Below are 21,726 nucleotides of genomic sequence, written 5' to 3'. Positions count from 1 at the left end.
AGAGTAGGGACGGACGACCACGCTGGGTGACATGAGTCGGAAATCCCTCGCTGAAATCAGCACCCCCGTACGCCACTTCGCGATCCAGCTGTCCGCCACTCGAAGGGGTGCTCGACTGGCTCGGCTGCTCACCGAACGCCAGCTCGACGAGTGGGGTGAGGCGTACGACGCCGCCGCGCAGGTGGTGGCGGAGCTCGCGTCGAACGCGGTGCTGCATGGACGGGTGCAGGGCCGGGACTTCCGGCTGGCCCTGACGCTGCGCGCCGACCGCACACTCCGTGTCGAGGTCACCGACGCCCGGGGCGACCGCCTCCCGCGGCTCCCCGACCCGGTCGCGGACGACGCCGAGGGCGGCCGCGGACTGCGGATCGTAGCGGGGTACGCGCACCGCTGGGGTGTGGTGGAGGCGGCGGCCCACGGCAAGACGGTGTGGGCTGAAGTGGCCTTGGTGAAGGGGGACTTGCCGGGGCTCCCGGTCTAGGGTGATCCGATGGACATGGGGGCGGTCTTGATAGCCGTGGCCGGTGTGGCGGGGACCCTCGGGGGTGCCCTGCTCACCCAGCGGGGTGCCGAGAAGGCCAAGCGGCGCGAGCTGGAGACGGCGCAGGCGCTCCAGGAGGCGCGTGAGAGCCGTGAGCTGCGGCGGCACTGCTACTCGGCACTGCACCGCGACGCGCGCCAGTTCTGCACGGCGCTCAGCCGGCACCTGTACGCCATACGCGACCGTGCGCCCGGGGACGAGGACATCCGGGCGCTGGAATCCGCGAAGGACACGTACCGCGATCGCTGGTCCGAGGCGCTGATGATCGCGCCGGACGCGGTGATAGCCGCGGCCGGGGAGGTGAACGGGGCCCTGAACACGGTCTACGGGCAGGTCAAACGGCTGGAGCAGGGGAACCCGCGGCCCGGTGAGTCCCCGCACTCGGCCGCTGAGGCGCAGCACGGCGTGTGGTCCCTGATCGCTGCCGCGCGGGAGGCGATGCGCCGTGATCTGGGTGTGACGGGTTCCGGGGTGCGGCTGCGCTCGGCCGACGCTCCAGGTGCCGTCACGCGCGACTTCGAGGAGCCGGATCGCGGCTCGTCTTGATCCGGCCGTGACCGTGCCCACCCGGAGCCTCACGGTCCGTGCGACGTCCTCGAAAGGAGGCCCGCCCTCCCCGTTCGATTACAGTGCTGGGCGTCGTACGTGTGGACGGTTCCCTGGGAGGTCGAGGTGGGTGCGACTGCCGGCGCCGTCTGGGGCCGTACGGAGCAGCAGGACTTCCGCAGCCGGGTGCGGGGGACCCTGCTCGGCGTGGCCGTGGGTGACGCGCTGGGGACGCCCGTCGACGGGCTGACCCTCCAGGGGATCCGGGAGGCGCACGGGGCGGAGGGCCTGGTGGACCTGGCCCCCGCCTACGGCAGACGCGGTGCCGTCACGCACCTCACCCAGCTCACCCTGTTCTCCGTCGACGGGCTGATCCGGGCCCAGGTCAGACGGGACACCGGGGCCTGGCATCCGCCGACCGATCTGCACCGGGCGTATCTGCGCTGGGCCGCCACCCAGCGCGACTGGGGGCCCGACGAGCGCCGCAAGGAAGACGGATGGCTGGCGCGCGAGGAGTGGCTGTACGCGCGCCGGGACCCCAGCCGCACCCTGCTGCTGGGACTCGGCGACGAGACCATGGGGACGCCCGAGGCGCCGAAGAACCCCGGTGAGGCCGGGCCCGAGGCCGCCGCCCGGTCGGCGCCCTTCGGACTGCTCGTGGGCTGGGAGCCGCAGCTGGTCGTCCAGCTCGCCGTCGAGTGCGCCGCGCAGACCCACGGTCATCCCACGGCCTGCCTGGCGGCGGGCGCGTACGCCGTGATCGTGCATGCGCTGGCGCTGGGCGAGAGCCTCGACTCCGCCGTGCAGCGAACCCTCGGGCTGCTGGCCGCCTGGCCGGGCCACCAGCCGGTGTCGGACGCGCTGCAGCATGCGCTGGGCGCCGTGCGGCAGGGCATGCCCGGCCCGGAGCGAGTGGCCGAGCTGGGCGGGGCGGGCACGGCCGAGGGGCTCGTCGCCGCCGCCGTGTACTGCGCCCTCGTCGCCGCCGACGTCCGGCACGGGCTGTGCCTCGCCGTCAACCACGACGGCCCGTCCGCCACCACCGCCGCGCTGACCGGCGGCCTGCTGGGCGCCCTGCACGGCGAGACGGCCCTCCCCCCGGCCTGGCTGGCCGAGCTGGAGGGCCGTCCCACGATGCTGGAGCTGGCCGACGACTTCGCGATGGAGATGACCCAGGGCCCCGCCCTGCACGGCCCCGGCGGTTCGTCCCCCGGCTGGCTCGCCCGCTATCCGAGGGCCTGAGTCCGCGCCGCCGGTGAGCCTTCGGCGGCTGAGCACGCGTGATCAGTCGCGGCGGATCAGTTCCGGGTCGATGCGCCGTCCCACGAGCGGAAGTGTGCCGAGGGCGGACACGGCCGCCACGCCCGCTGCCGCGAGCGCGAGCACCGGGAGACCGGCGGAGTCCCAGTAGATCTCACTGCCCCCGGTGATCAGATAGCAGGACTCGGCGAGCTTGCCCGTCACGAGCGCCAGTACGAGCCCGACGCTCAGGGGGAGCACGACCTGCACGCACTGCACGGCTCGCATCGTCCGCGCCGGTGCTCCGATCAGCGTGACGGCGGTGACCTGTGGGCGGCGCTCGACCGCCCGGTCGGTCGCCGAGACGACGAAGGCTGCTGTCCCGATGACCAGACCCATGATCATGCCGACGGCGAGCAGGGTCTCGAGGACGGCGATCTGCTGGAGGCCCTCGATGTTCACGCCGATGGGTTCGACCGCGACGGTCGGGGCGACGGCGGCGATGCCGTCGAGGACCTTGCGGACCTCGTCGTGGTCGGAGCTGCTGGTGAGGACGTACTGTGCCTCCTGCGGGCGGCCCGCGCCGAGCACGGCAGACGGCGGGACGAGCACGTCGGCTCCGTGGACGGCCGACGGGTCGTAGGCGCTGTACGTGATCTCGTCCTGCGGAAGTGTGAGGGTCAGGGTCGTGTCACGACCGCCCTTCGACAGGCGGAAGGGAAGCGCGTCACCCGGGCGGGCGCCCTGGCCGGTGCCCGCGTTCGGGTCGCTGAGCCGCATCACCTTGCCGTCCACGCAGCCCTCGGAGTGCCGTACCAGTTCGGCCAGCTGGTCGCAGGTGGCTACGACGGCGCTGGCCCAGGGCTGGTCGGAGGGCCCGTCGGGGTCGGTCCAGGACATCATCGTCACCGCGTGTGCGCGCACCCCCGGTACGGCGGCGACCTCCTTCTGCTGCCGGGTGGTCAGCGAGTCCAGGGGGACGGAGTAGTCCTGCACGGGAGCGGACGGCCGGGAGACCTGCTCCAGCTGGATGAGGACGCCCTGGGCGAGGGAGGCGGAGAAGACGAGCAGCACGAGGCCGGTGACGACGCGCATGGTGCTGCCCGGCTCGACCTCGTTGCGGCGCATCGCCAGGTTCAGGGTGAGGGACTGGGTGTTGCGCGCGAGTACGCGGGCGATGCCGTAGGAGAGCAGGGGCAGCGTCAGCACCAGCCCCAGGCCCGTCAGCAGGATGCCCGCCGGCATCACGATGGCGTTCGGGCCGAGGCTGTTGGCGGGGTGGTCGGTGAAGCCGGTGGCGCAGTAGCCGGCGACGATACCGACGCCGGTCACCAGGAGCAGGCCGCCCCACTTGGTGGGGCGCTTGGGGGCGGCGGTGCGGCGTACCGCCAGGGGGTTGGCGGCGGCTTCGCGTGCGCTGGCGCGGCCGACGAACCAGGCGAGGAGCGGGCACCCGATCAGACAGACGGGGATGGTCGTCGCGGACAGCGCGCCGTCGGCCGGGTACCACCTCAGACTGGGCAGCCCGGTCCGGGTCATGACCTGGTTGAGGAGCCAGTACTCGCCGAGGCCGAGAAGCGCGCCGAGGAGGGCCGCGACGACGGTCTCGGCGGCGTTGACCCGCTGGGTGCCCTTGGTGCTCAGGCCCAGCAGGCGCAGGGCGGCGAGGCGGCGGTTACGGCTGGCGGCGGAGAGCCGGGCACAGACGGAGAGGAAGATGCCGAGGGGGAGCAGGACCAGTGATCCGAGGGCGAAGCGGATGTAGGTCAGGGTCGAGGGTTCGACGGCGGGGAAGGGGGCGTAGTCGTATCCCCAGCCCTTCAGGGCGCGGCCGTCGTCGGCGATCTTGTCTCGTGTCGTGCCGATGTAGGCGAACAGCTCGTCGGGATGGGCGAGCCCTCTCGCACCTACCAGACCCGTCTCGCGACCTGGCAGGAGTCCCTTGATGCCGGGCTGGTCACGCAGCAGGTCGTGTGCGCGGGGAGAGAGGACCACCTGGCCGGGGCCGGGGAGTTCCTTCAGTCCCGGCGGGACCTTGCCGGCGTTCTCGGTCCCCTTGGCGATGAACACCCGGGTGAACGCCTTGGAGCCGTAGGGGTCGGTGCGCTGAAGGAGCAGAGTGGAACCCGCCGACTGGGCGGAGGTGGTCCGCGGCTGGCGCGCGGCGGCCCGACCGTCGTGCGCGTCGAGGATCTGCGGGATGGTGAGGACGAGGGCGAGGCAGCAGACCCCGAGGGAGCCGCCGGCCGCCATGAGGAAGAAGCGGATGCGGTTGCCCCGGCCTGCGCCGAACAGCAGGCGCAGACCGAGCAGGAGCTCCCTCACACCGCCCCCCGGAGGGTGAGGACTCCGTCGGACATCGTGTAGTGGCTGTCGGCCTGTGCGGCGACGGTGGGGTCATGGGTGACCAGGATGACGGCAGTGCCCTGCGAGCGCGCCAGGCCGAGGAACTCCTTCAGCACGGCGGATGCGTTGGCGCTGTCCAGTGACCCGGTCGGCTCGTCGGCGAACACGACGGCCGGGCGGTGGACCAAGGCCCGTGCGACGGCGACGCGTTGGTTCTGACCACCTGACACCTGCGACGGGCGGCGCTCGCGCAGCTCGCCCAGGCCCAGTCGGCTGAGGACCTCGCCGGCGGCCGCCAGCGCGGGCCGCTTGCGTTGCCCGGCCAGGCGCAGGGGCAGGGCGGTGTTCTCCTCGATGGTCAGCTCCGGGAGCAGTTCGCCGTACTGGAAGACGAAGCCGAAGCGTTCACGGCGGAGTTGACTGATCTCGTCGTCGGTGAGATCGCCGAGCGACTGCCCTTCGAACCTCACCTGACCGCGCGCCGGAGGCAGCACTCCCGCGAGGCAGTACAGCAGCGAGGACTTTCCCGATCCGCTCTGTCCGGTGATGGCCGCGACCTCCCCCCGGGAGATCGAGAGGTGGGCGTCACTGACAGCCAGTTGCTCGCCGTAGGAGAGGTCGACGCCCGTGGCGGACAGGACTTCTGACGTACTGATGGCTTCCCCCAAAGAAGCGACCGGACCCAGGAGGTCAGCCTGGGCCCGGCACGTGGAGCTGTGGTTTCGCTTACCAAGTTGTCCGGGTTGAACGAACCTTTGTCACGGCAGACGCGGATCGAGGCGTCGTCGGTGCAGCGGTTCCAGTCGTAGCCCTCGATCTTCCCTCGGACGTACACATTGTGGCCGTCAACGTTCGCGCCGTCGGTCGAGAGCGCCGGAATCTCCGTGCCACGAAGGGGGAAGCAGTCAATCCCTGGTCGTCGTCCCTACCACGTCGTCCGCCGCCCCGGCCGGTGCCGGGATAGCCGCGGCCGCCGCCCCGTCCCCGTCCGTGTTGATCTTCTCGATGAGCGCCAGCCGCTCCGGTGTGTCCTCCGGCCGGATGAAGCCGACGAGGATGTAGAGGACCAGCGAGACCGCCAGCGGGATCGACACCTGGTACTGGAGGGGCACGCCGCCCTCGACGTTCCAGTCGATCGGGTAGTTCACCAGCCAGAACGCGAACAGGCCCATCGACCAGCTGACCAGGGCCGCCGTAGGGCCGGAGCGGCGGAACGCGCGCAGCAGGCCCAGCATCATCGGGATCGCCATCGGGCCCATCAGACCGGCGACCCACTTGATGACCACGGTGATGATGTCCTTGAACGCGGGGGAGTTGACCTGCGTCGCCGCGGCCATGGACAGGCCGAGGAAGACGACCGTGGCGATCCGGGCGACCCGCAGGCCCTGGCTCTGGTTCCAGGCCCGGGCCCGCGCCCAGATCACCGGCGCGCAGTCCCGGGTGAACACCGCCGCGATGGCGTTGGCGTCGGAGGAGCACATGGCCATGGTGTGCGAGAAGAAGCCGACGATGACCAGCCCCAGCAGACCGTGCGGCAGGAGCTGTTCGGTCATCAGGGCGTAGGAGTCCGAGCCGTCCTGCTTCTGCGACTCGACCAGCAGCGGCGACATCCACATGGGGAAGAACAGCACCAGCGGCCAGACCAGCCAGAGGATCGCCGAGAGGCGGGCCGACCGCTCGGCCTCCTTGGCGTTCCGTGTGGCCATGTAGCGCTGCGCCTGGTTGAGCATGCCGCCGTTGTACTCGAAGAGCTTGATGAAGAGGAACGCGAGCAGGAACAGCGTTCCGTACGGCCCGACCAGCGGTTTCCCGTGGCCCTGGAGCTCCGGCGAGTCCCAGACGCCGAAGAAGCCGCCGTGGTCGTCGAGGCGTACGAAGACCGCCACGAACATCGCGACGCCGGCCAGCAACTGGATGATGAACTGGCCCAGTTCGGTCAGCGCGTCCGCCCACAGGCCGCCGATCGTGCAGTAGATCGCCGTGATGCCGCCGGTGATGAGGATGCCCTGGTTGAGGGAGATCCCGGTGAAGACGGACAGCAGCGTGGCGATCGCCGCCCACTTCGCGCCCACGTCCACGATCTTCAGCAGCATGCCCGACCAGGCCAGCGCCTGCTGCGTCTTGAGGTCGTAGCGGTTCTTCAGGTACTCCAGCGGGGAGGCCACATGGAGCCGGGAGCGCAGCCGGTTGATGCGCGGGGCGAACAGCTTCGACCCGATGGCGATACCGAGGGCGATGGGGAAGGACCAGGTGACGAAGGACGTGACGCCGTAGGTGTAGGCGATGCCCGCGTACCCGGTGAACATCACCGCGCTGTAGCCCGACATGTGGTGCGAGATGCCGGAGAGCCACCACGGCATCTTGCCGCCGGCGGTGAAGAAGTCGCTGACGTTGTCGACCCGTTTGTGCGACCAGACGCCGATCGCGACCATCACGGCGAAGTAGCCGACGAGCACGGCCCAGTCGAGACCGTTCATGTGCGCCCTCCCAGGGATCAGCCCGGCGCTCATCGTGGGCGCTGCCGCGTGAACACGACAAGTGATCGTCAGGTCAAAGGGAGGTAAAGAAGTTCTGTGTGATGGTTGTCGTTCACACACATGAACTCAGCGCATCAGCTCCCCGGCGTTGACCAGCAACGACTGCCCAGTGATCGCCCGCGCCCTGTCCGACGCCAGGAACGCCACCGCGTCGGCCACATCCGTGTCCGTGGCCAGATCCGGCAGCGCCATCCGCTCGGTCAGCCGCTCCAGCACCGCCGCCTCCGGCACCCCCTCCGAATGAGCCGCGAACTGCACGTACGCCCGCACCGGCGGCCCCCACATCCAGCCCGGCAGCACGGTGTTGACCCGGATCCGGTGCGGCCCGAGCTCCCGCGCGAGCGAGTACATCGCACTCGTCAGCGCCCCCTTCGACGCCGCGTACGCCGCCTGCCGCACCTGCGAGGGGGCGGCCACCGCCGACTGCGTCCCGACGAACACCACGGAACCGCCGCCCTGTTTGAGCGACGGCAGGCAGGCCCGGGTCATCCGCAGGGTCCCCAGCAGGTTCACGTCCAGCACCGACCGCCAGGACTCGAAGTCGGCGTCCTCCAGCCCGCCGAAGTAACTGTCGAGCGCGGCCACGTGCACGACGGCGTCGATCTCGCCGAACCGCTCCCGCGCCAGCCCCGCCAGTCCCTCGCACTGCGTCTCGTCGGAGATGTCCGTCGCCCGGTACGCGGTGCACGCCCCGCCGGGATCGATCTCGGCGGCCGTCTTCGCCAGGCTCGCCTCCGTGCGGGCACCGAGCACGGCCCGCCCGCCGTCCCGCACCACCGCCGCCGCGACCTGCCGCCCGAGCCCGGCCCCCACCCCCGACACCACGACCGTCTTCCCCGCGAGCAGTGACATGGCAGGACCTCCCCGGACCGGAACCCTGGCGCTATATCTGACGGAGCGTCAGAGTATGGGTCACCCACCGACGAAGGGGAAGGGCATGAGCGAGGACACCCGCAGCGAGCTGTACGCCGAACTGGCCGCCGTCGGCCCCTACGGCACCCACCCCGGACACGCCCTCATCACCATGGTCGAGCCGCACCCCGGCCACGAGTACGCCTACAACCGCTGGTACGAGGACGACCACTACTACGCCGGGGCGATGGCCATGCCCTGGATGCAGGCGGGCCGCCGCTGGGTGGCGACCCGGGACCTCCAGCTCCTGCGCTACCCCGAGAAATCGGCGATCGCCCAGCCGGTCACCGCCGGCTGCTACCTCTCCACGTACTGGATCACCGCCGGCCGCTACGACGACCACATGCGCTGGACCGTCGCCATCAACAAACGCCTCAACCGGGACGCCCGCGTCTACCACGACCGCACGCACGTCCTCACGGCGTTCCAGAACCACGAGGCGACGGTGTACCGCGACGGAGCGGCCGGCCCCCGCGACCTCCACGCCCTCGACCACCCCTATGCCGGCCTGGTCCTCCAGGTCGTCGAGGCGGACACCCCCGAGCAGCGCGCCCCGCTCCTGCAGTGGCTGCGCACCCGCCACCTCCCCAAGCGCCTGGCGGGCTCCCCGGCCGCGATGGTGACGCTCTTCCGCCCGACGCCCCTGCCCGGCGACCGCATGACGTACGTCAAACAGGTCGAGGGCGTCGACACCCGCCTGACGCTCCTGTGGTTCCTCCAGACCGACCCCGGGGAATGCTGGGACCCCTGCTTCACCGGCCTCGACGCGGCGGTAGCGGAGTCGGGCCTGGGCAGGGTGGAACTGGTGGCGCCGTTCGTCCCGACGGTGCCGGGCACGGACCGGTACGTGGACCGGCTGCGCTGAGGCTCAGCGCAGCTCCTCCGGGCAGGGCGTGCCCCGCGGGAGCTGGTACGGCGCCGCCAGCCGGTACGTCCCGGCCTTCGGCGCCAGCAGCTCCGTCCACTTGTCGCCCTGCGCGTCCTCCTCCGTCTCCGTCAGGCAGCCGTTGACGTTCACGTACGTCTTCGGCTCGTCCTCGGGACGGTTCCTGGACTCCTCGGTCTCCTGCGGCGGCTTCAGGCTCTTGCCCTCCGCGTCGACGATGCTCAGCCACGGCGAGTACGGGATGCGCACCAGGATCCGGCCCGCCTTCTTCACCTGGAGGACCATCTCGCCCTGCTCGGCCCGGTCGACCACCGCGTTCGGCTCGGCCAGCGGGGTCGGCGCGGTCACCCTGAACAACTGCCAGGTGTCATTGCCCCAGATCTGCGTCAGATACGGCAGCCCGCGCCGCACCAGCGCCCGCTCCCGCTGTCCGCCGTCACCGTCCGGCTCGCCCTTCGGCAGCACGACGTAGTGCACCGCCCAGCGCTTCAGCCACTCGTGGTAGTTCGCCGAGTTGAGCGTGTCGTCGTAGAAGAGGGGGTTGCGCTCCATGTCGGCCTGGCGGTTCCAGCCCCGGGCCAGGTTGACGTACGGGGCCAGCGCGGAGGCCTCGCGGTGGGAGCGGGCGGGGACGACCTCGACCCGGCCCTTCTCCGCGCCGACCTGCTGCAACTCGTTGACGAGGGGCGCGAGCTCACGCGACCAGGACGCCGCCGGGGCCGTGTGCACGATGTCGTCGACCGTCTTGAAGCCGATCCACACCCCGAAACCGCACAGCGCCACGACGGCCGCGTACCACCTGCGGCTGCGCGGCACCGTGAACGGCAGCGCCGCGACCAGCGCGACCCCGGCGAACAGCATCGCCAGCCGGGTGATGTTCGAACCGATCTGGGAGCTGATCAGCCACACCAGCACGACCCCGAGGCCGTACACCGCGGCCGTGAGCCGGACCGTCTTCCACTCCTGCGGCACCAGCACGTAGGCGAGGATCGAGAACGCGAGCGGCAGCAGCACCGAGCCGATCACCATTGGCTGCGTACCCGAGAACGGGAACAGCCACGCCGACACCGCCACCACCGCGGTCGGCGCCAGGCCCAGCGCCCACGCGCCCGGCCGCCGCTTCTGCAGGAACAGCGCCACCGCCACCAAGCCCACGAACAGGCCCGCGACCGGCGACGCCATGGTGGCCAGCGCGGCCAGTGGCGCCGCGCTCAGGGCCTTCGCCCAGCGCTTGTACCGCCACCGGTAGGGCCAGCAGAACACGACGGCGACCGCGCCGAGCGCGAACATCATGCCGAGACCGAACGTCACCCGCCCGGACACCGCGTTGCAGAACAGCCCGAAGACGCCCGCCAGTGACGCCCACAGCGGGTTGAGGACGGACCGGCTGCGCAGCAGGAGCAGGGTCAGCAGGCCGGCCGAGACCGTCCCCGCGATCATCATCGTGGTGCGCACGCCGAGCACCGACATCAGGTACGGCGAGACCACGCTGTACGACACCGGGTGCATCCCGCCGTACCAGGCGAGGTTGTACGCCGAGTCCGGGTGCCGGCCGACGAACTCGGCCCAGGCGTCCTGCGCGGCCAGATCGCCGCCGCTGTTCGCGAACGTGAAGAACCAGAGGATGTGCAGCGCCGCGGCCAGGCCCGTGACGGACAGGACCGGGTGCCGCAGCATGCGCTCGCGCAGGGCCAGGACGGGGGCGGGCCACTCGAACCCCGCCGCGCCGTCACGGCCGGGTGTGCCGGCCCCCCGCGCCGTGCTGTGCGCTGTCGCGCCGGCCGCTGTGGTGCCGTCCGCCGGCGTGCCGTCCGCTGTCGCGGTGTCAGCCGCCGGGCCGGCCTTCGCCGGGCGGTCGTCCGGTGCTTCGGGCAGGCGTATTCGCGGGCCCGATACCGAGCCCGGTTCGGCGTCGTCTGCGCGTGTCGGCTCCGCAGTGGCCACTCGAAGGCACTCCCCGTGTCCCGTCTTCTGTTCTCGGTCTTCCGCCACCGCGCCTGCGCGAGCGGCGACCTGTCCCGGTTCGGGACGCTAGCACGCACCCCGCCGGGCGGCGCCCGGACGGGCCGTTACCGGCGGGGTGCGGTGGTGCGGGTCGTACCGCGGGTCAGCCGATACGCGTGAGCTTGGCCCCGAAGCCCGGCTCCGCCAGGTCCTTCTGGAGGGCGACCGGGACCTTCACGGCGCTGGTGGTGCCGTCACCGACGGTGAGCGTGCCCACCTTGGTGCCGGCCTTGGCCGTGTGCGGCAGGTCGTCCCCGGCGAACGTCAGCTTGACGGACAGGCCCGCCCAGCCGACGGCCGTGACGTCCTCGGTGACGGCGACCGGCGTCTTGCCGCCGAGACCGTCGTCGGCGTACCCGACGACATCACCCTTCTTCAGGATCGTCGCCGACTCCAGCGCGCCCTGAGCGGCCCGGATCAACTTGTCGCCCTCGTGCAGCGCTGCGCCCAGGATCGTGTTGTCCGGCCCGCCGGCGGGCTGGCGCACGACCGCGCCGATGATCCGGTGGGTCTCGCCGTCGACGTCCTTCTTGGCCGCGAAGACGAGGTTGCCGAGCGCCGAGGTGGTGGTGCCGGTCTTGATGCCGGTGACGTTGTTGGAGCCGACCAGACGGTTCCAGTTGTCGTGCTTGGTGCCCTTGTAGTCGACGTACGACATCATCGCCGCGACCTCGCGGAACGCGGGCTGCTGCATGGCGGCCCTGGCGAGCTTCACCTGGTCCACGGCCGTGGAGACGGTCGTGTTGTTCAGGCCCGAGGGGTCGGTGTACGTCGTGTTCTTCATGCCGAGGTCCTTGGCGGCGTCGTTCATCTTCTGCACGAACGCCTTCTCGGACCCCGCGTCCCAGCGGGCCAGCAGCCGGGCGATGTTGTTCGCGGACGCGATCAGGATGCTCTCCAGGGCCTCCCGCTCGGTGATCTTGTCGTCCTTGGTGACGTCGACGGTGGACTCCTGGCCGGCGTCTGACTGGTCCTGGGCGGTCTGGTCGATGAGGATCTTCGGGCCGTCCTCACCGCTCTTGAGCGGGTGCTCGCGCAGGATGAGGTAGGCGGTCATGACCTTGGCGACACTCGCGATCGGGACGGGCTTCTGCTCGCCGGAGGACCCGAACGTGCCGATGCCCTGGACGTCCAGCGCGGCCTGGCCGTCGGCGGGCCAGGGGATGTCGACCTTGCCGCCCTCGAAGGTGTAGCTGTCCTCGGCGGTGAGCTCCAGGGTGGGCGTGGGGAGCGGGCGCACGCTCTGCACGACCGCGAAGACGACCACCAGCAGCAGCACCAGCGGGGTCCAGATCTTCACCCGCCGGGCCGCCGTGCGGAGCGGGGTGTCCGGGGGCGGCGGGGTGTTCGTCAGCTCGGCCAGCAGATCCAGCGGCGGCTTGGGCGGCAGCGGCTGCTGGGTGGTCCGCTCGGGGCCGACGGTGGGGACGGGCGCGGTGGCCTCGGCCGGCGGGACCGGCTTCCTGACCGCCGGGTCGTCCAGCGGCTTGAGCGCGACGAACTTGCTGGTCCGCTCGGCGTCCTTCTCCGGAGAGGCCTTCTCCGGAGCGGCCTTCTTCGGAACGTCCGTCTTGGGAGCGTCCGTCTTCGGAGCAGCAGTCTTCGGGAGGTCCGACTTAGGGAGGTCCTTGGCCGCACCTCCGAGCTTCAGCATGGTGGTGGGCTGATCGACCGGGGGCCGCAGGACCTTGAAGACGGCGGTGGGCTGGTCGACGGGGGGTTCGGCGGGGGAGTCGTCGTCCTCGCGGGCGTCGTCCGCGGCGGCGGTACTCCCGGCGGCTGCGCCGGTTTTCGGGGTCTTGTCCGAGCCGGGCTTGTCCTCGGGGGTGCCGGTGCCCGGGCTGTCCTCGATGGCAGCGGTGGTCGCGCCGGGCTTCCTGGTCTTGCCGGCGCCGGGCTCGGTCTCAGTGGTGGCCTCGGCCGAGGGCTCGTCCTCGACGGCTTCGACGTCGTCGGCGGTCTCGGCGTCGCCGGTCTTCGCCTCGGCGGCCTTCGGCGCGGCCTTGGCGTCGGGGGAGACCCGCGGGTCGGCGGGTGTGCGGCCCTTGTCGTCGGCCCCCTCCGCGTCGGTGCCGCCCTCGGTGTCGGCCGCCTTCGACTCGGCCTCGGTGCCGGAGGCCTTCGCCTTGGGCGCGGCCCCGGCGGCCTCGGGCGCGGCCTGCGCCTCGTCCGTGGATCCGGCCGCCCGCTCGTCCGCGTCCGCCTCTGGAGTGTCCGCGCCGTCCGCTGTGGCGGAACGGTCCGCCTCGGGCGCGTCGGCGTCGTCCTGGCCCGCCTTGGAGCCCTCGGACGCGGCCTCTGCGGCCTCCGTGCCGTCCTCGTCGTCCGTGTCGGAGCCCACGGACGCGCCCGCGTCTTCTCCCGGGCCCTCGGGTGCTTCCTGACCGCCCCGGGCGCCCGCCTCGGCCTTCCCGCCCTCCTGGGCCTCCGCATCCGCCCTCTCGGACTTCCCGGCCTTCTCCGTGCGCTCGGCCGCAGGAGCCTCGTCGTCGCCCCCGGCGGCAGCCTCCTTCTCACCGTCCGCCGACGCGACCCACGCGGCCACGGCATCCCGCAGCCGCCCGTCACCGCCCTCGCCGCCGGAGGACGCGCCGCCCCCGGAGCTCCCGGTGCCCGAACCGCTCCCGGACCCCTCCGCCTCCGAGCCGCGCTCCGCCTCCGCGTCGCTCTCGGGCCGCTCGGAGTTCTTCGGTTCCTCCGCCGTCCGCGTGGACAGCACACGGGTCGCCATATCGGCGCCGCCCCGTGCCGAGGACTTCTCCGCGTCCCGGGCCACCGCGAGCCGCGGGTCGGCGGCTTCGCTCCTGGCCTCCGGAACCGGACTCGCGCTCCCCGACGTCTTTCCTGCCGACGACTCGCGCTGCTTCGACCTGTCGGGGGACTCGCCCGCCACCGATGCCTCCTCCTCGCGCCGCACTCCCCGTGTGCGCGTACCGAACCGTGAACCGCCGCCCGTGACACCGCCCGGCGCTGTCCGAACCATGTACCAGTGTCCTGTGCGCGGGCCAAACCCATCCGGTAGACGAGAACGACATACCTACTGGTTCCACTACGAACCGGTCACGCACCCTCGACAGACCAATGTGAGAGGGGTCACCCTGTCTTTCATCCACGCGGGGAGGCATGGATGGGCAGGAGCCGCAGAACAATTCCGGAGGAGCTTCTGCTGCTGGCGCTGGACCCGACCACGGGTACCACCGCACAGCCGCAGTCGCTCGACCTCGGTCTGGCCGGAGCACAGCTAGTAGAGCTGGCGCTGGCCGGACGGATAGCCCCAGACGGGGATCGTATCGCCGTGGTGGCCCCACGGCCGACTGGAGATCCAACGTTGGACTGCGCGTTGGAGTTGCTGCGAAGGCGTGGCGCTCCCGTGCGGGCAGTGAACTGGATTGGCGGGCCGCGACTGGGGCTGCGCCAGACCTACCTCTCGCATCTGGAGCGGTGCGGCATGGTGCATGCCGTGGCCGGCCAGATGTGCGGAGTGCTGCCGACGACTCGCTACCAGGCGACGGACACCGAGATCAGCCGGGAGATCAGGTCCCGTCTGGACTCCGCGATTCGCACCGGCGTACCGCCGGACCCGCGGACCGCGGCACTCGCCGCCCTCGCTCACGCGGTCGGCCTCGGCAAGCACCTGTACCCGGGCAACGAGGGACGTTCCTCTCGCTCCCGGCTCAGGGACCTGATCAGGCACGACCCCATGGGCGGTCTCGTCGCGCACGCGGTGATGGACGTCCAGAACGGCGTCGCGGCCCAGCCGCGCCGCAACCCGGCACCGCCCGGCCGTCAGGCCGCCGGCGGAAGCAGGCCCGCGACGGAACCCGCCCGAGGCGTTCCGATGCAACCGCGCCACGGAACGATGGCGCGCGCCGTGGCCCACTGAGCCACGCGCCGCGCCCGCGAGACCTACGACCGGAACGCACCACGGGACCCACGAACCCGGTCACGGGAGCCGCTGTCCGAGCGGGGCGGAGAGAGCGCACGCTCTCTCCGCCCCGCTCGGCGTGCCGTGCCCGATGCCCGAACTGGCGTGTACCCGTCGCATATCCACCGTTTCCCAGCGGTAGTAAGCACCTTGGTGGCAGTCTGCTCAACAGCAGACACGCAAAGTAGAGGCACGCAGCCGGAGGTGCACGTCCCGTGGCGTCCAATGTCAATCCCACCGTCAGGCGGCGCCGGCTGGGCCAGGAGCTCCGCAGGCTCCGCGAGCTCAAGGGCATGACGGCCGAAGAGGTGGCGGAGCGGCTGCTGGTGTCGCAGTCGAAGATCAGCCGGCTGGAGAACGGACGGCGCAGCATCAGCCAGCGCGACGTCCGCGACCTGTGCGGGGTCTACGAGGTCGAGGACCAGCGCATCGTCGACTCGCTGATGCAGATGGCCAAGGACTCGCGGCAGCAGGGCTGGTGGCACGCCTTCGGGGACATCCCGTACAGCGTCTACATCGGCCTGGAGACGGACGCCGAGTCGCTCCGGGTCTACGAACCCCAGATCATCACCGGCCTGTTGCAGACCCGTGCGTACGCCGAGGCCATCATCCGCGGCGGCTCGCCCGAGGCGTCGGAGGCCGACAACGACAAGCGCGTCGAGGTGCGGCTGCGCCGGCAGGGCCGGATCACCGCCGAGACCGAACCGCTGCGGCTGTGGGTGGTCCTGGACGAGGCGTCCCTGCACCGGATCGTCGGCAGCCGGCCGGTGATGCGCGAACAGCTGGAGCACCTCATCGAGATGTCGCAGCTGCCCCACATCACCGTGCAGGTCCTGCCGTTCGAGGTCGGCGCGCACGCCGGCATCAACGGCCAGTACTCGATCCTGGAGTTCGCCGACGCGGCCGACTCGAGCGTCGTCTACATCGAGGGCGTCACCAGCGACCTGTATCTGGAGAAGCCGCTGGACGTGCAGAAGTACACGGTGATGTACGAGCACCTGCGCGCCCAGTCGCTGAACGTGGACCAGTCCCGGCAGCTCATCGAGCGCGTGGCGAAGGAGTACGCGCGCTGAGACGGAGCCGGAGGATGACCTTCCGTCGGGCAGGGCGCGGGATGCTACACCCCTGGCAGGCCTGCTGGAAGACTCCCCTGGAATATGCCATCCGGTCGAGTGAATGGCTGCGCCGAACGAGGAGGGTGGCGAGTAGCGTCGATCACGCCAACCACCAGCACGGGTTGGCGTAAACGCAACTCGCAACGGAGCGAACATGGCAATTCGTCTGGGCGCCACGGAAACGTGGACGACCTCCTCCTACACCAACAACAACGGCGCCTGCGTGATGGTCAGGTCGACCGTCGACGAGGCCCTGGAGCTCGGTGACACCAAGGTCCCCGAGGGCCCCAAGCTCGCGTTTCCCGCCGACGCGTGGAACGCCTTCGTGGACTCGGTCAAGGCCTGACCCCGCGAGCGACAGCACCACAAGCACCACCGACAGAGCCCTCTCGACCAGCATCGCCGTCCTAGCCGAGAGGGCTCCGCTTGTGCCCGCAGACCCCCCGAGAGGGGAGATCAGCTCACCGGGAACGCCACATCACACACCGGGTCCCCGGGTCCCGACGCCTCCCAGTCGGCGAAGTACAGCTCCCGGCAGGGCCCGGTCGTCGTCAGCCCCCGCGCCGCCATCCACTCCTCCACCGCCTCGAACGCCGCCAGGATCTGCGGGTGCGCCACCTGCGCCTTGGTGACCCTGGTGTACGCCAGCCGCCGGGCCGGTTCCACCCGCACCGCCGTCTCCCACGCCCGGCCCCGCCGCTCCGCCCAGGCGCGGGCCGCCGCCTCGTCGGCCACCGGCACACACGCCTCGGCGGGACCGTCGCTCTCCATCGACACCTCCGCGTGGTAGGCGACGTACGGCACTCCGGCCACGCCCCCGCACTCCCGGGCGGCCTCCTCCAGCCGGCCGAGCGCCGCGCCGATCCACGCCGGCAGCTCGTCCGCCAGCGTGTGCCGCTTCTCGGAGATCACCACCTGGGCGGGCGTCTGAACCGTCTCGACCGTGAACTTCCCGTGCATCTCGGAGCTCCTCCCCGACAGTCGTCCACGGAGGTACTCGGCGAGCGTCCGCTGCCCCGCCACCCGCGCCTCGACGTCCGCCCAGTAGGCACCGAGCAGCCCGGCCGCCGCGGGCCCGTCGCTCGCCCCGACCACCTCGGCGATCCGGGCGAGCGGCATGTCCAGCTGCCGCAGCATCGCCACGAGCCGGGCCCGTTCGACCTGGCCGGCGCGGTAGTAGCGGTAGCCGGTGGCCTCGTCGACATGCGCCGGGGCCAGCAGGCCCAGCCGGTCGTACAGCCGCAGGGCCTTCGCCGACAGGCGGGCACGCGCGGCGAACGCCCCGATGGTGAGCAGTTCCTGGTCCGGTCCGTCCACCACGGCATCCTCCGTCACCGGGCGGCTCCTCCGCCCGACGACGAGGACACTGGGGCCTGCCCCAGGGGCAAGGTCAACGCGCCGCGGGCCCCGCTTCAGGCCAGCTGGGCCTCGATCGCCGCCACGACCTCCGCCGCGTCCGGCTCGGTCTGCGGCGAGAAGCGGGCCACCACCCGGCCGTCCCGGCCGATGAGGAACTTCTCGAAGTTCCAGCGGATGTCCTCGCTGTGGCCCTCGGCATCGGCGAAGCCGGTCAGGCGGTCGTACAGCGGGTGCCGTCCCTCGCCGTTCACCTCGACCTTCTCGGTCAGCGGGAAGGTCACACCGTAGGTCGCCGAACAGAACTCGGCGATCTCGTCGGAGCTGCCGGGCTCCTGCCCGAGGAACTGGTTGCAGGGCACACCGAGGACGGTGAAGCCGCGTGCCGCGTACTGCTCGTGGAGCTTCTCGAGGCCCGTGTACTGCGGGGTCAGGCCGCACTTGGAGGCGACGTTCACCACGAGCACCGCCTTGCCCGCGTACTGGGACAGGTCGGCGGAACCGCCCTGCAGCGCACCGATCTCGACGTCGAGGGGAGAGGAACCGTTGCTAGTCGTCATGAGCGGATGCTAGCTCCGGCGGGTGCCGGGCCGGTGCCCGGCCTCGGTGGCCTCCACCAGCACCTGCCCGGCAGCCGTCCGCGAGTACAGCACCGACCGGCCCGCCCGCCGCCGCTCCACGAGACCGGCGTCCAGCAGCACCCGCAGATGCCGCCCCACCGAGCCGAGGCCCTGTCCCGTCACGGCGACCAGCTGGCTGGTGCTCAGCGGTGAGCCGAGCCGGACCAGCACACCGGCGCGGGCGGTGCCGAGCAGCGCGCCGAGGCTCGTCGGCACGGGCCTGCCGCCCGGGTCGGCGAGGGCCCCGGCACACGGGTAGACCAGCGCGTACCGGTCCGTACCCTCCCAGGAGACCCAGCCGATGCGCTGCGTCGTGATGGGCACGAACACCAGCTCGGCGCCGGACAGCTCGCGCGGCGGGTACGCGCGCGCGTTCACCTGGAGCCGGTTCTCACCGAGCCACTGCGTCCCCGGTCGCAGCGTGTCCAGCGCACTCGCCCAGCCGCCCCGGCTGACCTGCGCGGTCCGAGCGACCACATCGGCTTCGAGGACGCGCCGGCGGTGCGGCCAGTACGGCAGCACGGCCGTCGTCCAGACGTACGTCAGGAGGTCAGCGGCGCGCTCCGGAAGATCGCCCCGGTGCAGCCGGGCCGGGACCGGGCCGCGCAGGGAGACGGCGAGGTCGGCGCGGGCCGTGTCCGGGTCTGCTGCCCGCACCTGCGCGACCCCCTGCTCGAAGGTCTCCCCGTCTCGCGGGGTGGGGGCCAGGAAGTCCGCCGTCCAGTCCCGTCCGATCCCGGCGCTGATCAGCTGCGCGGTCACCGGGTCACCCGCCAGGCGCCGCCGGTAGGCGGGCAGATGGTCGTCGAGCCATCGCCGTTCGCCGGGATGCGCCGCCTCTGCCGTGTGCAGCAGCCGCAGACTCGCGAAGGCCTCGGCGAACGGCGAGATCACGAACCGGCTCCCCGCCAGGGTGTCGGCGTTGATCTGCCACCAGCCCACAGGCCCCCTTTCGCTGGTCCCCTTCACGAGGTTTCGCTTCTGCGCGAAACAATATCCACGCATACGGGGGCGCCGAAGACTCCGCGTATGCGCAGTTACCGCGATCTGTTCCGCACACCCGAGTTCACCCCGTTCTTCCTGGCCGCCTCGGCACAGACGGTCGCCCAGACCATGGGCGGACTCGCCCTGGGCGTCCTGGTGTACCGGGCGACCGAGTCACCGCTGCTGTCCGCGGTGAGCATGTTCGGCGACTCGCTGGTGCAGGTGCTGGGCGCGATGTTCCTGCTCTCGGCCGCCGACCGACTGCCCCCGCGCGCGGCGCTGACGGCCCTGCCCCTGTTCTTCGCGGCGGCCACGGCGGCCCTGGCCCTGCCCGGACTGCCGGTCTGGGGGATCTTCGTCGTCGTCCTGGCCAAGGGGCTGGTTCAGTCGGTGGGCGGGGGAGTGCGCTGGGGCCTGCTCAACGAGATCCTCTCCAAGGACGGTTACCTGCTCGGCCGCTCGGTGTTCAACATGATGAGCGGCCTGATGCAGATCGCCGGTTACGCCACCGGCGGCGCCCTCGTGGCCCTGCTGTCCCCACGGCTGTCCCTGCTGGTGGCGGCCGCCCTGTACGTCCTGGCGGCCGCCTTCGTCCGCCTCGGCCTGACCCGCCGCCCGCCCCGCGCGCCGGGCCGCCCCTCGGTGGCGGCGACCTGGCGTGCCAACGCGCTGCTCTGGTCCTCCCCGCCCCGCCGCCAGGTCTATCTGGCCCTGTGGATCCCCAACGGCCTGGTCGTCGGCTGCGAATCCCTCTACGTCTCCTACGCCCCCGAGTCCGCCGGCACCCTCTTCGCCTGCGCCGCGCTGGGCATGCTCGCCGGGGATGTGCTGGTCGGCCGGGTGCTCCCCCCGCGCCTTCGCCGCCGCCTGGGTTTCCCGCTCCTGCTGCTCCTGGCCGTCCCGTACGTGCCGTTCCTCCTGCACCCGGCGCTGCCGCTCGCGGCGGCCGCGGTCACGCTGGCCTCCGTGGGGTTCGGCGCGAGCCTCGTGCAGCAGGAGCGCCTGGTGGCCCTCACCCCCGACGGGCTCACGGGGCACGCCCTGGGCCTGCACTCGGCCGGGATGCTCACGATGCAGGGGGTGGCGGCGGCACTCGCCGGGTCGGTGGCCCAACTCGCCTCTCCGGCTGCGGCGATGACGGCGATGGCCGTCGGTTCGGCGGGAGTGACGTTGCTGTTGATGGGCGCGGGGAAGCGGGAGGAGCGCAGGGAAGGGGAAGTCCGCCGGCCGGCCGGCGAGGGGACCCGCTAGTCGACGCCGGGGACCGGCCGGCCGGCGAAGGGACCCGCTAGTCGACGCCGAGGACCGGGACCTTCGTGGCCTCCGCGAACACCTCGGGGACCTCGTTGTCCACCACGACCCGTGACAGCAGGACGGCCAGCCGGTCCCGCTCGGCGCCGCTCAGCCCGGACGGCAGGGACTCCACCCGGCGGCAGGTCTCGGCGTGGAACTTCCCGGCGAGCGCGGCGCCTTCGTCCGTCAGCCCCACCCGCACGGCCCGCCCGTCGCGCGGGTCGGACTCCCGCCGCACCAGTCCCCGCCGTACCGTCCGGTCCACCAGCCCGGTGAGGCTCGACTTCGCCAGCCCGAGCGTCTCGCCCAACTCGCTCATCCCGCACGGCCGGTCCAGCAGCACGCACAGCAACTGCCCCTGTTGCGGCGTCAGTCCGTACGCCCGCCCGGCTTCCGCGTACACACCGTCGACCAGGAACGCCGTGCGCACCAGCGCGGCGACGACCCCCATCTGCCCGGCTGCCCCGTTCCCCATCGGGTCAGGGTACCGACCGGTAGGTCGTCGTGCCGGGCCGTGGGTCACTCCTCGTCCGGGGCCTCGCCCTCGATGAGGCGTTCGGCGATGTCGTCGGCCCACTCCTGAGCCCAGCGGCGCAGCCCGGCGACGGAGGAGGCCTCGACGCCGTGGACGGTGAACGCCCTGTCGTCGAGCCAGTCCGTGCCGGTCAGCCGGGCCTGGAGGTCGGTGAGGTCGAACGTGTCGGGAGCGTGGCGGCGGCCCAGCTCCTCGAGTTCGGGGTGGCTCCAGCGGGCCGAGGCGGCGTGCACGTCGACCAGGTCGCGCGCGAGCCCTCGGTCGGCCAGGTCCCGCACCCGGGTGCCGACGAGGTCGTCCAGGGCGAGCGCCGGCCCGAGTTCCGTCGCCACGGGCGGGCGCCACAGCACCTCCTTGCGCAGGGCGACCTCGCACTCCGCGCCGCTCGGCGCGTCGGTCACGAGGAACTGGGCGGACAGCGGCCCGGCCTCCAGGGTCTGCACGAGCCAGCCGCGCCCGACCAGCCCGGTCCGGACGGCGTCCGCGATGACCTCCGTGGCGGCCGGATGCACGGTGGCCACGTCCACATCCCGCCCGGCCCGCTCCACCAGCCCGTGTGCCAGCACAGCGCAGCTCCCGGCGAGAACGAGGGAGTAGTCCTCACCCACCGCCACGAGATCACCGAGCAGCCGCCCGACGGGCTCGGGGACGGACTCGGAAACGGGGGGAGGGGCGGGCATGCCCTGATTATCACGCGGGAGAGGCGAAGACCTGAGACGACCGGCCCGGACGGGTGACGCACCGAGCCCGACCCCACCCAGGCCGACCGACTCGAACGGCTGACGAACGGTACCGGTCCCACTCAGGGGCGCGGGGAACTGCGCGAAGAGCCCCCGCGCGCGGCACACGACGACGGCGGAACCTACGGCTTACGCCCCACCCTGACC

At 71.8% G+C, this 21,726-nt stretch carries 20 protein-coding genes; 9 read left to right on the top strand and 11 right to left on the bottom strand.

What is annotated here, in order from left to right; translation table 11 throughout:
* Positions 1-31 precede the first annotated feature (31 nt).
* From ABTX60_RS14005 to ABTX60_RS13995, 3 genes are all read left to right on the top strand, one after another.
* A complete protein-coding gene (locus ABTX60_RS14005; protein ID WP_352097300.1) occupies positions 32-481 on the top strand; it encodes an ATP-binding protein in 450 nt (149 codons plus the stop codon).
* Positions 482-490: 9 nt separating this feature from the next.
* Entirely contained in the window at positions 491-1,087 is a 597-nt protein-coding gene (locus ABTX60_RS14000) for a hypothetical protein (protein ID WP_352097299.1), read from the top strand.
* 126 nt (positions 1,088-1,213) lie between these two features.
* A complete protein-coding gene (locus ABTX60_RS13995; RefSeq protein ID WP_352097298.1) occupies positions 1,214-2,329 on the top strand; it encodes an ADP-ribosylglycohydrolase family protein in 1,116 nt (371 codons plus the stop codon).
* A gap of 42 nt (positions 2,330-2,371) precedes the next feature.
* On the opposite strand, the gene ABTX60_RS13990 is transcribed toward ABTX60_RS13995, so the two are convergent.
* The 4 genes from ABTX60_RS13990 to ABTX60_RS13975 form a co-directional block, all read right to left on the bottom strand.
* On the bottom strand, positions 2,372-4,651 hold the full coding sequence (locus tag ABTX60_RS13990) for an FtsX-like permease family protein (protein WP_352097297.1): 2,280 nt from the start codon (positions 4,649-4,651) through the stop codon (positions 2,372-2,374).
* Entirely contained in the window at positions 4,648-5,340 is a 693-nt protein-coding gene (locus ABTX60_RS13985) for an ABC transporter ATP-binding protein (protein ID WP_352097296.1), read from the bottom strand. Before ABTX60_RS13985 ends, ABTX60_RS13990 begins: the two co-directional genes overlap by 4 nt.
* Before the next feature lie 237 nt (positions 5,341-5,577).
* Positions 5,578-7,149: a sodium:solute symporter family protein gene (locus tag ABTX60_RS13980; protein ID WP_352097295.1), complete on the bottom strand. Its 1,572-nt coding sequence runs from the start codon at positions 7,147-7,149 to the stop codon at positions 5,578-5,580.
* 126 nt (positions 7,150-7,275) lie between these two features.
* On the bottom strand, positions 7,276-8,061 hold the full coding sequence (locus tag ABTX60_RS13975; protein WP_352097294.1) for an SDR family oxidoreductase: 786 nt from the start codon (positions 8,059-8,061) through the stop codon (positions 7,276-7,278).
* A gap of 85 nt (positions 8,062-8,146) precedes the next feature.
* Here ABTX60_RS13975 and ABTX60_RS13970 point away from each other — a divergent pair, with 85 nt between their 5' ends.
* Complete coding sequence (locus ABTX60_RS13970; protein ID WP_352097293.1) at positions 8,147-8,986, top strand: hypothetical protein; 840 nt, start codon at positions 8,147-8,149, stop codon at positions 8,984-8,986.
* A 3-nt stretch (positions 8,987-8,989) separates the two neighbouring features.
* Here the strand turns inward: ABTX60_RS13970 and ABTX60_RS13965 are convergent, their stop codons facing one another.
* Positions 8,990-10,951: a DUF8823 domain-containing protein gene (locus tag ABTX60_RS13965; RefSeq protein ID WP_352097292.1), complete on the bottom strand. Its 1,962-nt coding sequence runs from the start codon at positions 10,949-10,951 to the stop codon at positions 8,990-8,992.
* 15 nt (positions 10,952-10,966) lie between these two features.
* On the opposite strand from ABTX60_RS13965, the gene ABTX60_RS13960 reads away from it, so the two are divergent.
* Entirely contained in the window at positions 10,967-11,131 is a 165-nt protein-coding gene (locus tag ABTX60_RS13960) for a hypothetical protein (RefSeq protein WP_352097291.1), read from the top strand.
* Here ABTX60_RS13960 and ABTX60_RS13955 read toward each other — a convergent pair.
* Positions 11,115-13,904 (bottom strand): D-alanyl-D-alanine carboxypeptidase, encoded by a 2,790-nt coding sequence (locus ABTX60_RS13955; protein WP_352097290.1) that lies wholly within the window; start codon positions 13,902-13,904, stop codon positions 11,115-11,117. The two genes, ABTX60_RS13960 and ABTX60_RS13955, sit on opposite strands and share 17 nt — an antisense overlap.
* A 234-nt stretch (positions 13,905-14,138) precedes the next feature.
* Between ABTX60_RS13955 and ABTX60_RS13950 the strand changes: the two genes are divergently transcribed.
* From ABTX60_RS13950 to ABTX60_RS13940, 3 genes are all read left to right on the top strand, one after another.
* Entirely contained in the window at positions 14,139-14,894 is a 756-nt protein-coding gene (locus ABTX60_RS13950; protein WP_352097289.1) for a GOLPH3/VPS74 family protein, read from the top strand.
* Between the two features lie 257 nt (positions 14,895-15,151).
* Positions 15,152-16,009 (top strand): helix-turn-helix domain-containing protein, encoded by an 858-nt coding sequence (locus ABTX60_RS13945; protein WP_033312892.1) that lies wholly within the window; start codon positions 15,152-15,154, stop codon positions 16,007-16,009.
* Positions 16,010-16,205: 196 nt separating this feature from the next.
* The gene (locus ABTX60_RS13940) at positions 16,206-16,397 is read left to right on the top strand and encodes a DUF397 domain-containing protein (protein ID WP_104780069.1); all 192 of its coding nucleotides are present in this window, start codon (positions 16,206-16,208) and stop codon (positions 16,395-16,397) included.
* A gap of 110 nt (positions 16,398-16,507) precedes the next feature.
* Here ABTX60_RS13940 and ABTX60_RS13935 read toward each other — a convergent pair whose 3' ends face one another.
* From ABTX60_RS13935 to ABTX60_RS13925, 3 genes are all read right to left on the bottom strand, one after another.
* Positions 16,508-17,386: a MerR family transcriptional regulator gene (locus tag ABTX60_RS13935; protein ID WP_352097288.1), complete on the bottom strand. Its 879-nt coding sequence runs from the start codon at positions 17,384-17,386 to the stop codon at positions 16,508-16,510.
* Positions 17,387-17,463: 77 nt separating this feature from the next.
* A complete protein-coding gene (locus ABTX60_RS13930) occupies positions 17,464-17,967 on the bottom strand; it encodes a glutathione peroxidase (RefSeq protein WP_352097287.1) in 504 nt (167 codons plus the stop codon).
* Positions 17,968-17,976: 9 nt separating this feature from the next.
* Complete coding sequence (locus tag ABTX60_RS13925; RefSeq protein ID WP_352097330.1) at positions 17,977-18,969, bottom strand: ArsR/SmtB family transcription factor; 993 nt, start codon at positions 18,967-18,969, stop codon at positions 17,977-17,979.
* A gap of 87 nt (positions 18,970-19,056) precedes the next feature.
* Here ABTX60_RS13925 and ABTX60_RS13920 point away from each other — a divergent pair, with 87 nt between their 5' ends.
* Positions 19,057-20,262 carry an MFS transporter gene (locus ABTX60_RS13920; RefSeq protein ID WP_352097286.1) on the top strand — a complete coding sequence of 402 codons (1,206 nt, stop codon included), beginning with the start codon at positions 19,057-19,059 and terminating at the stop codon, positions 20,260-20,262.
* 37 nt (positions 20,263-20,299) lie between these two features.
* On the opposite strand, the gene ABTX60_RS13915 is transcribed toward ABTX60_RS13920, so the two are convergent.
* Positions 20,300-20,755: a MarR family winged helix-turn-helix transcriptional regulator gene (locus ABTX60_RS13915; protein WP_352097329.1), complete on the bottom strand. Its 456-nt coding sequence runs from the start codon at positions 20,753-20,755 to the stop codon at positions 20,300-20,302.
* 68 nt (positions 20,756-20,823) lie between these two features.
* Entirely contained in the window at positions 20,824-21,519 is a 696-nt protein-coding gene (locus tag ABTX60_RS13910; protein ID WP_352097285.1) for a hypothetical protein, read from the bottom strand.
* Between the last annotated feature and the right edge of the window lie 207 nt (positions 21,520-21,726).

The organism is Streptomyces sp. NPDC126510, from assembly GCF_040302345.1.
Lineage (GTDB): Bacteria > Actinomycetota > Actinomycetes > Streptomycetales > Streptomycetaceae > Streptomyces.
This window is presented reverse-complemented; position numbering and strand designations above follow the sequence as displayed.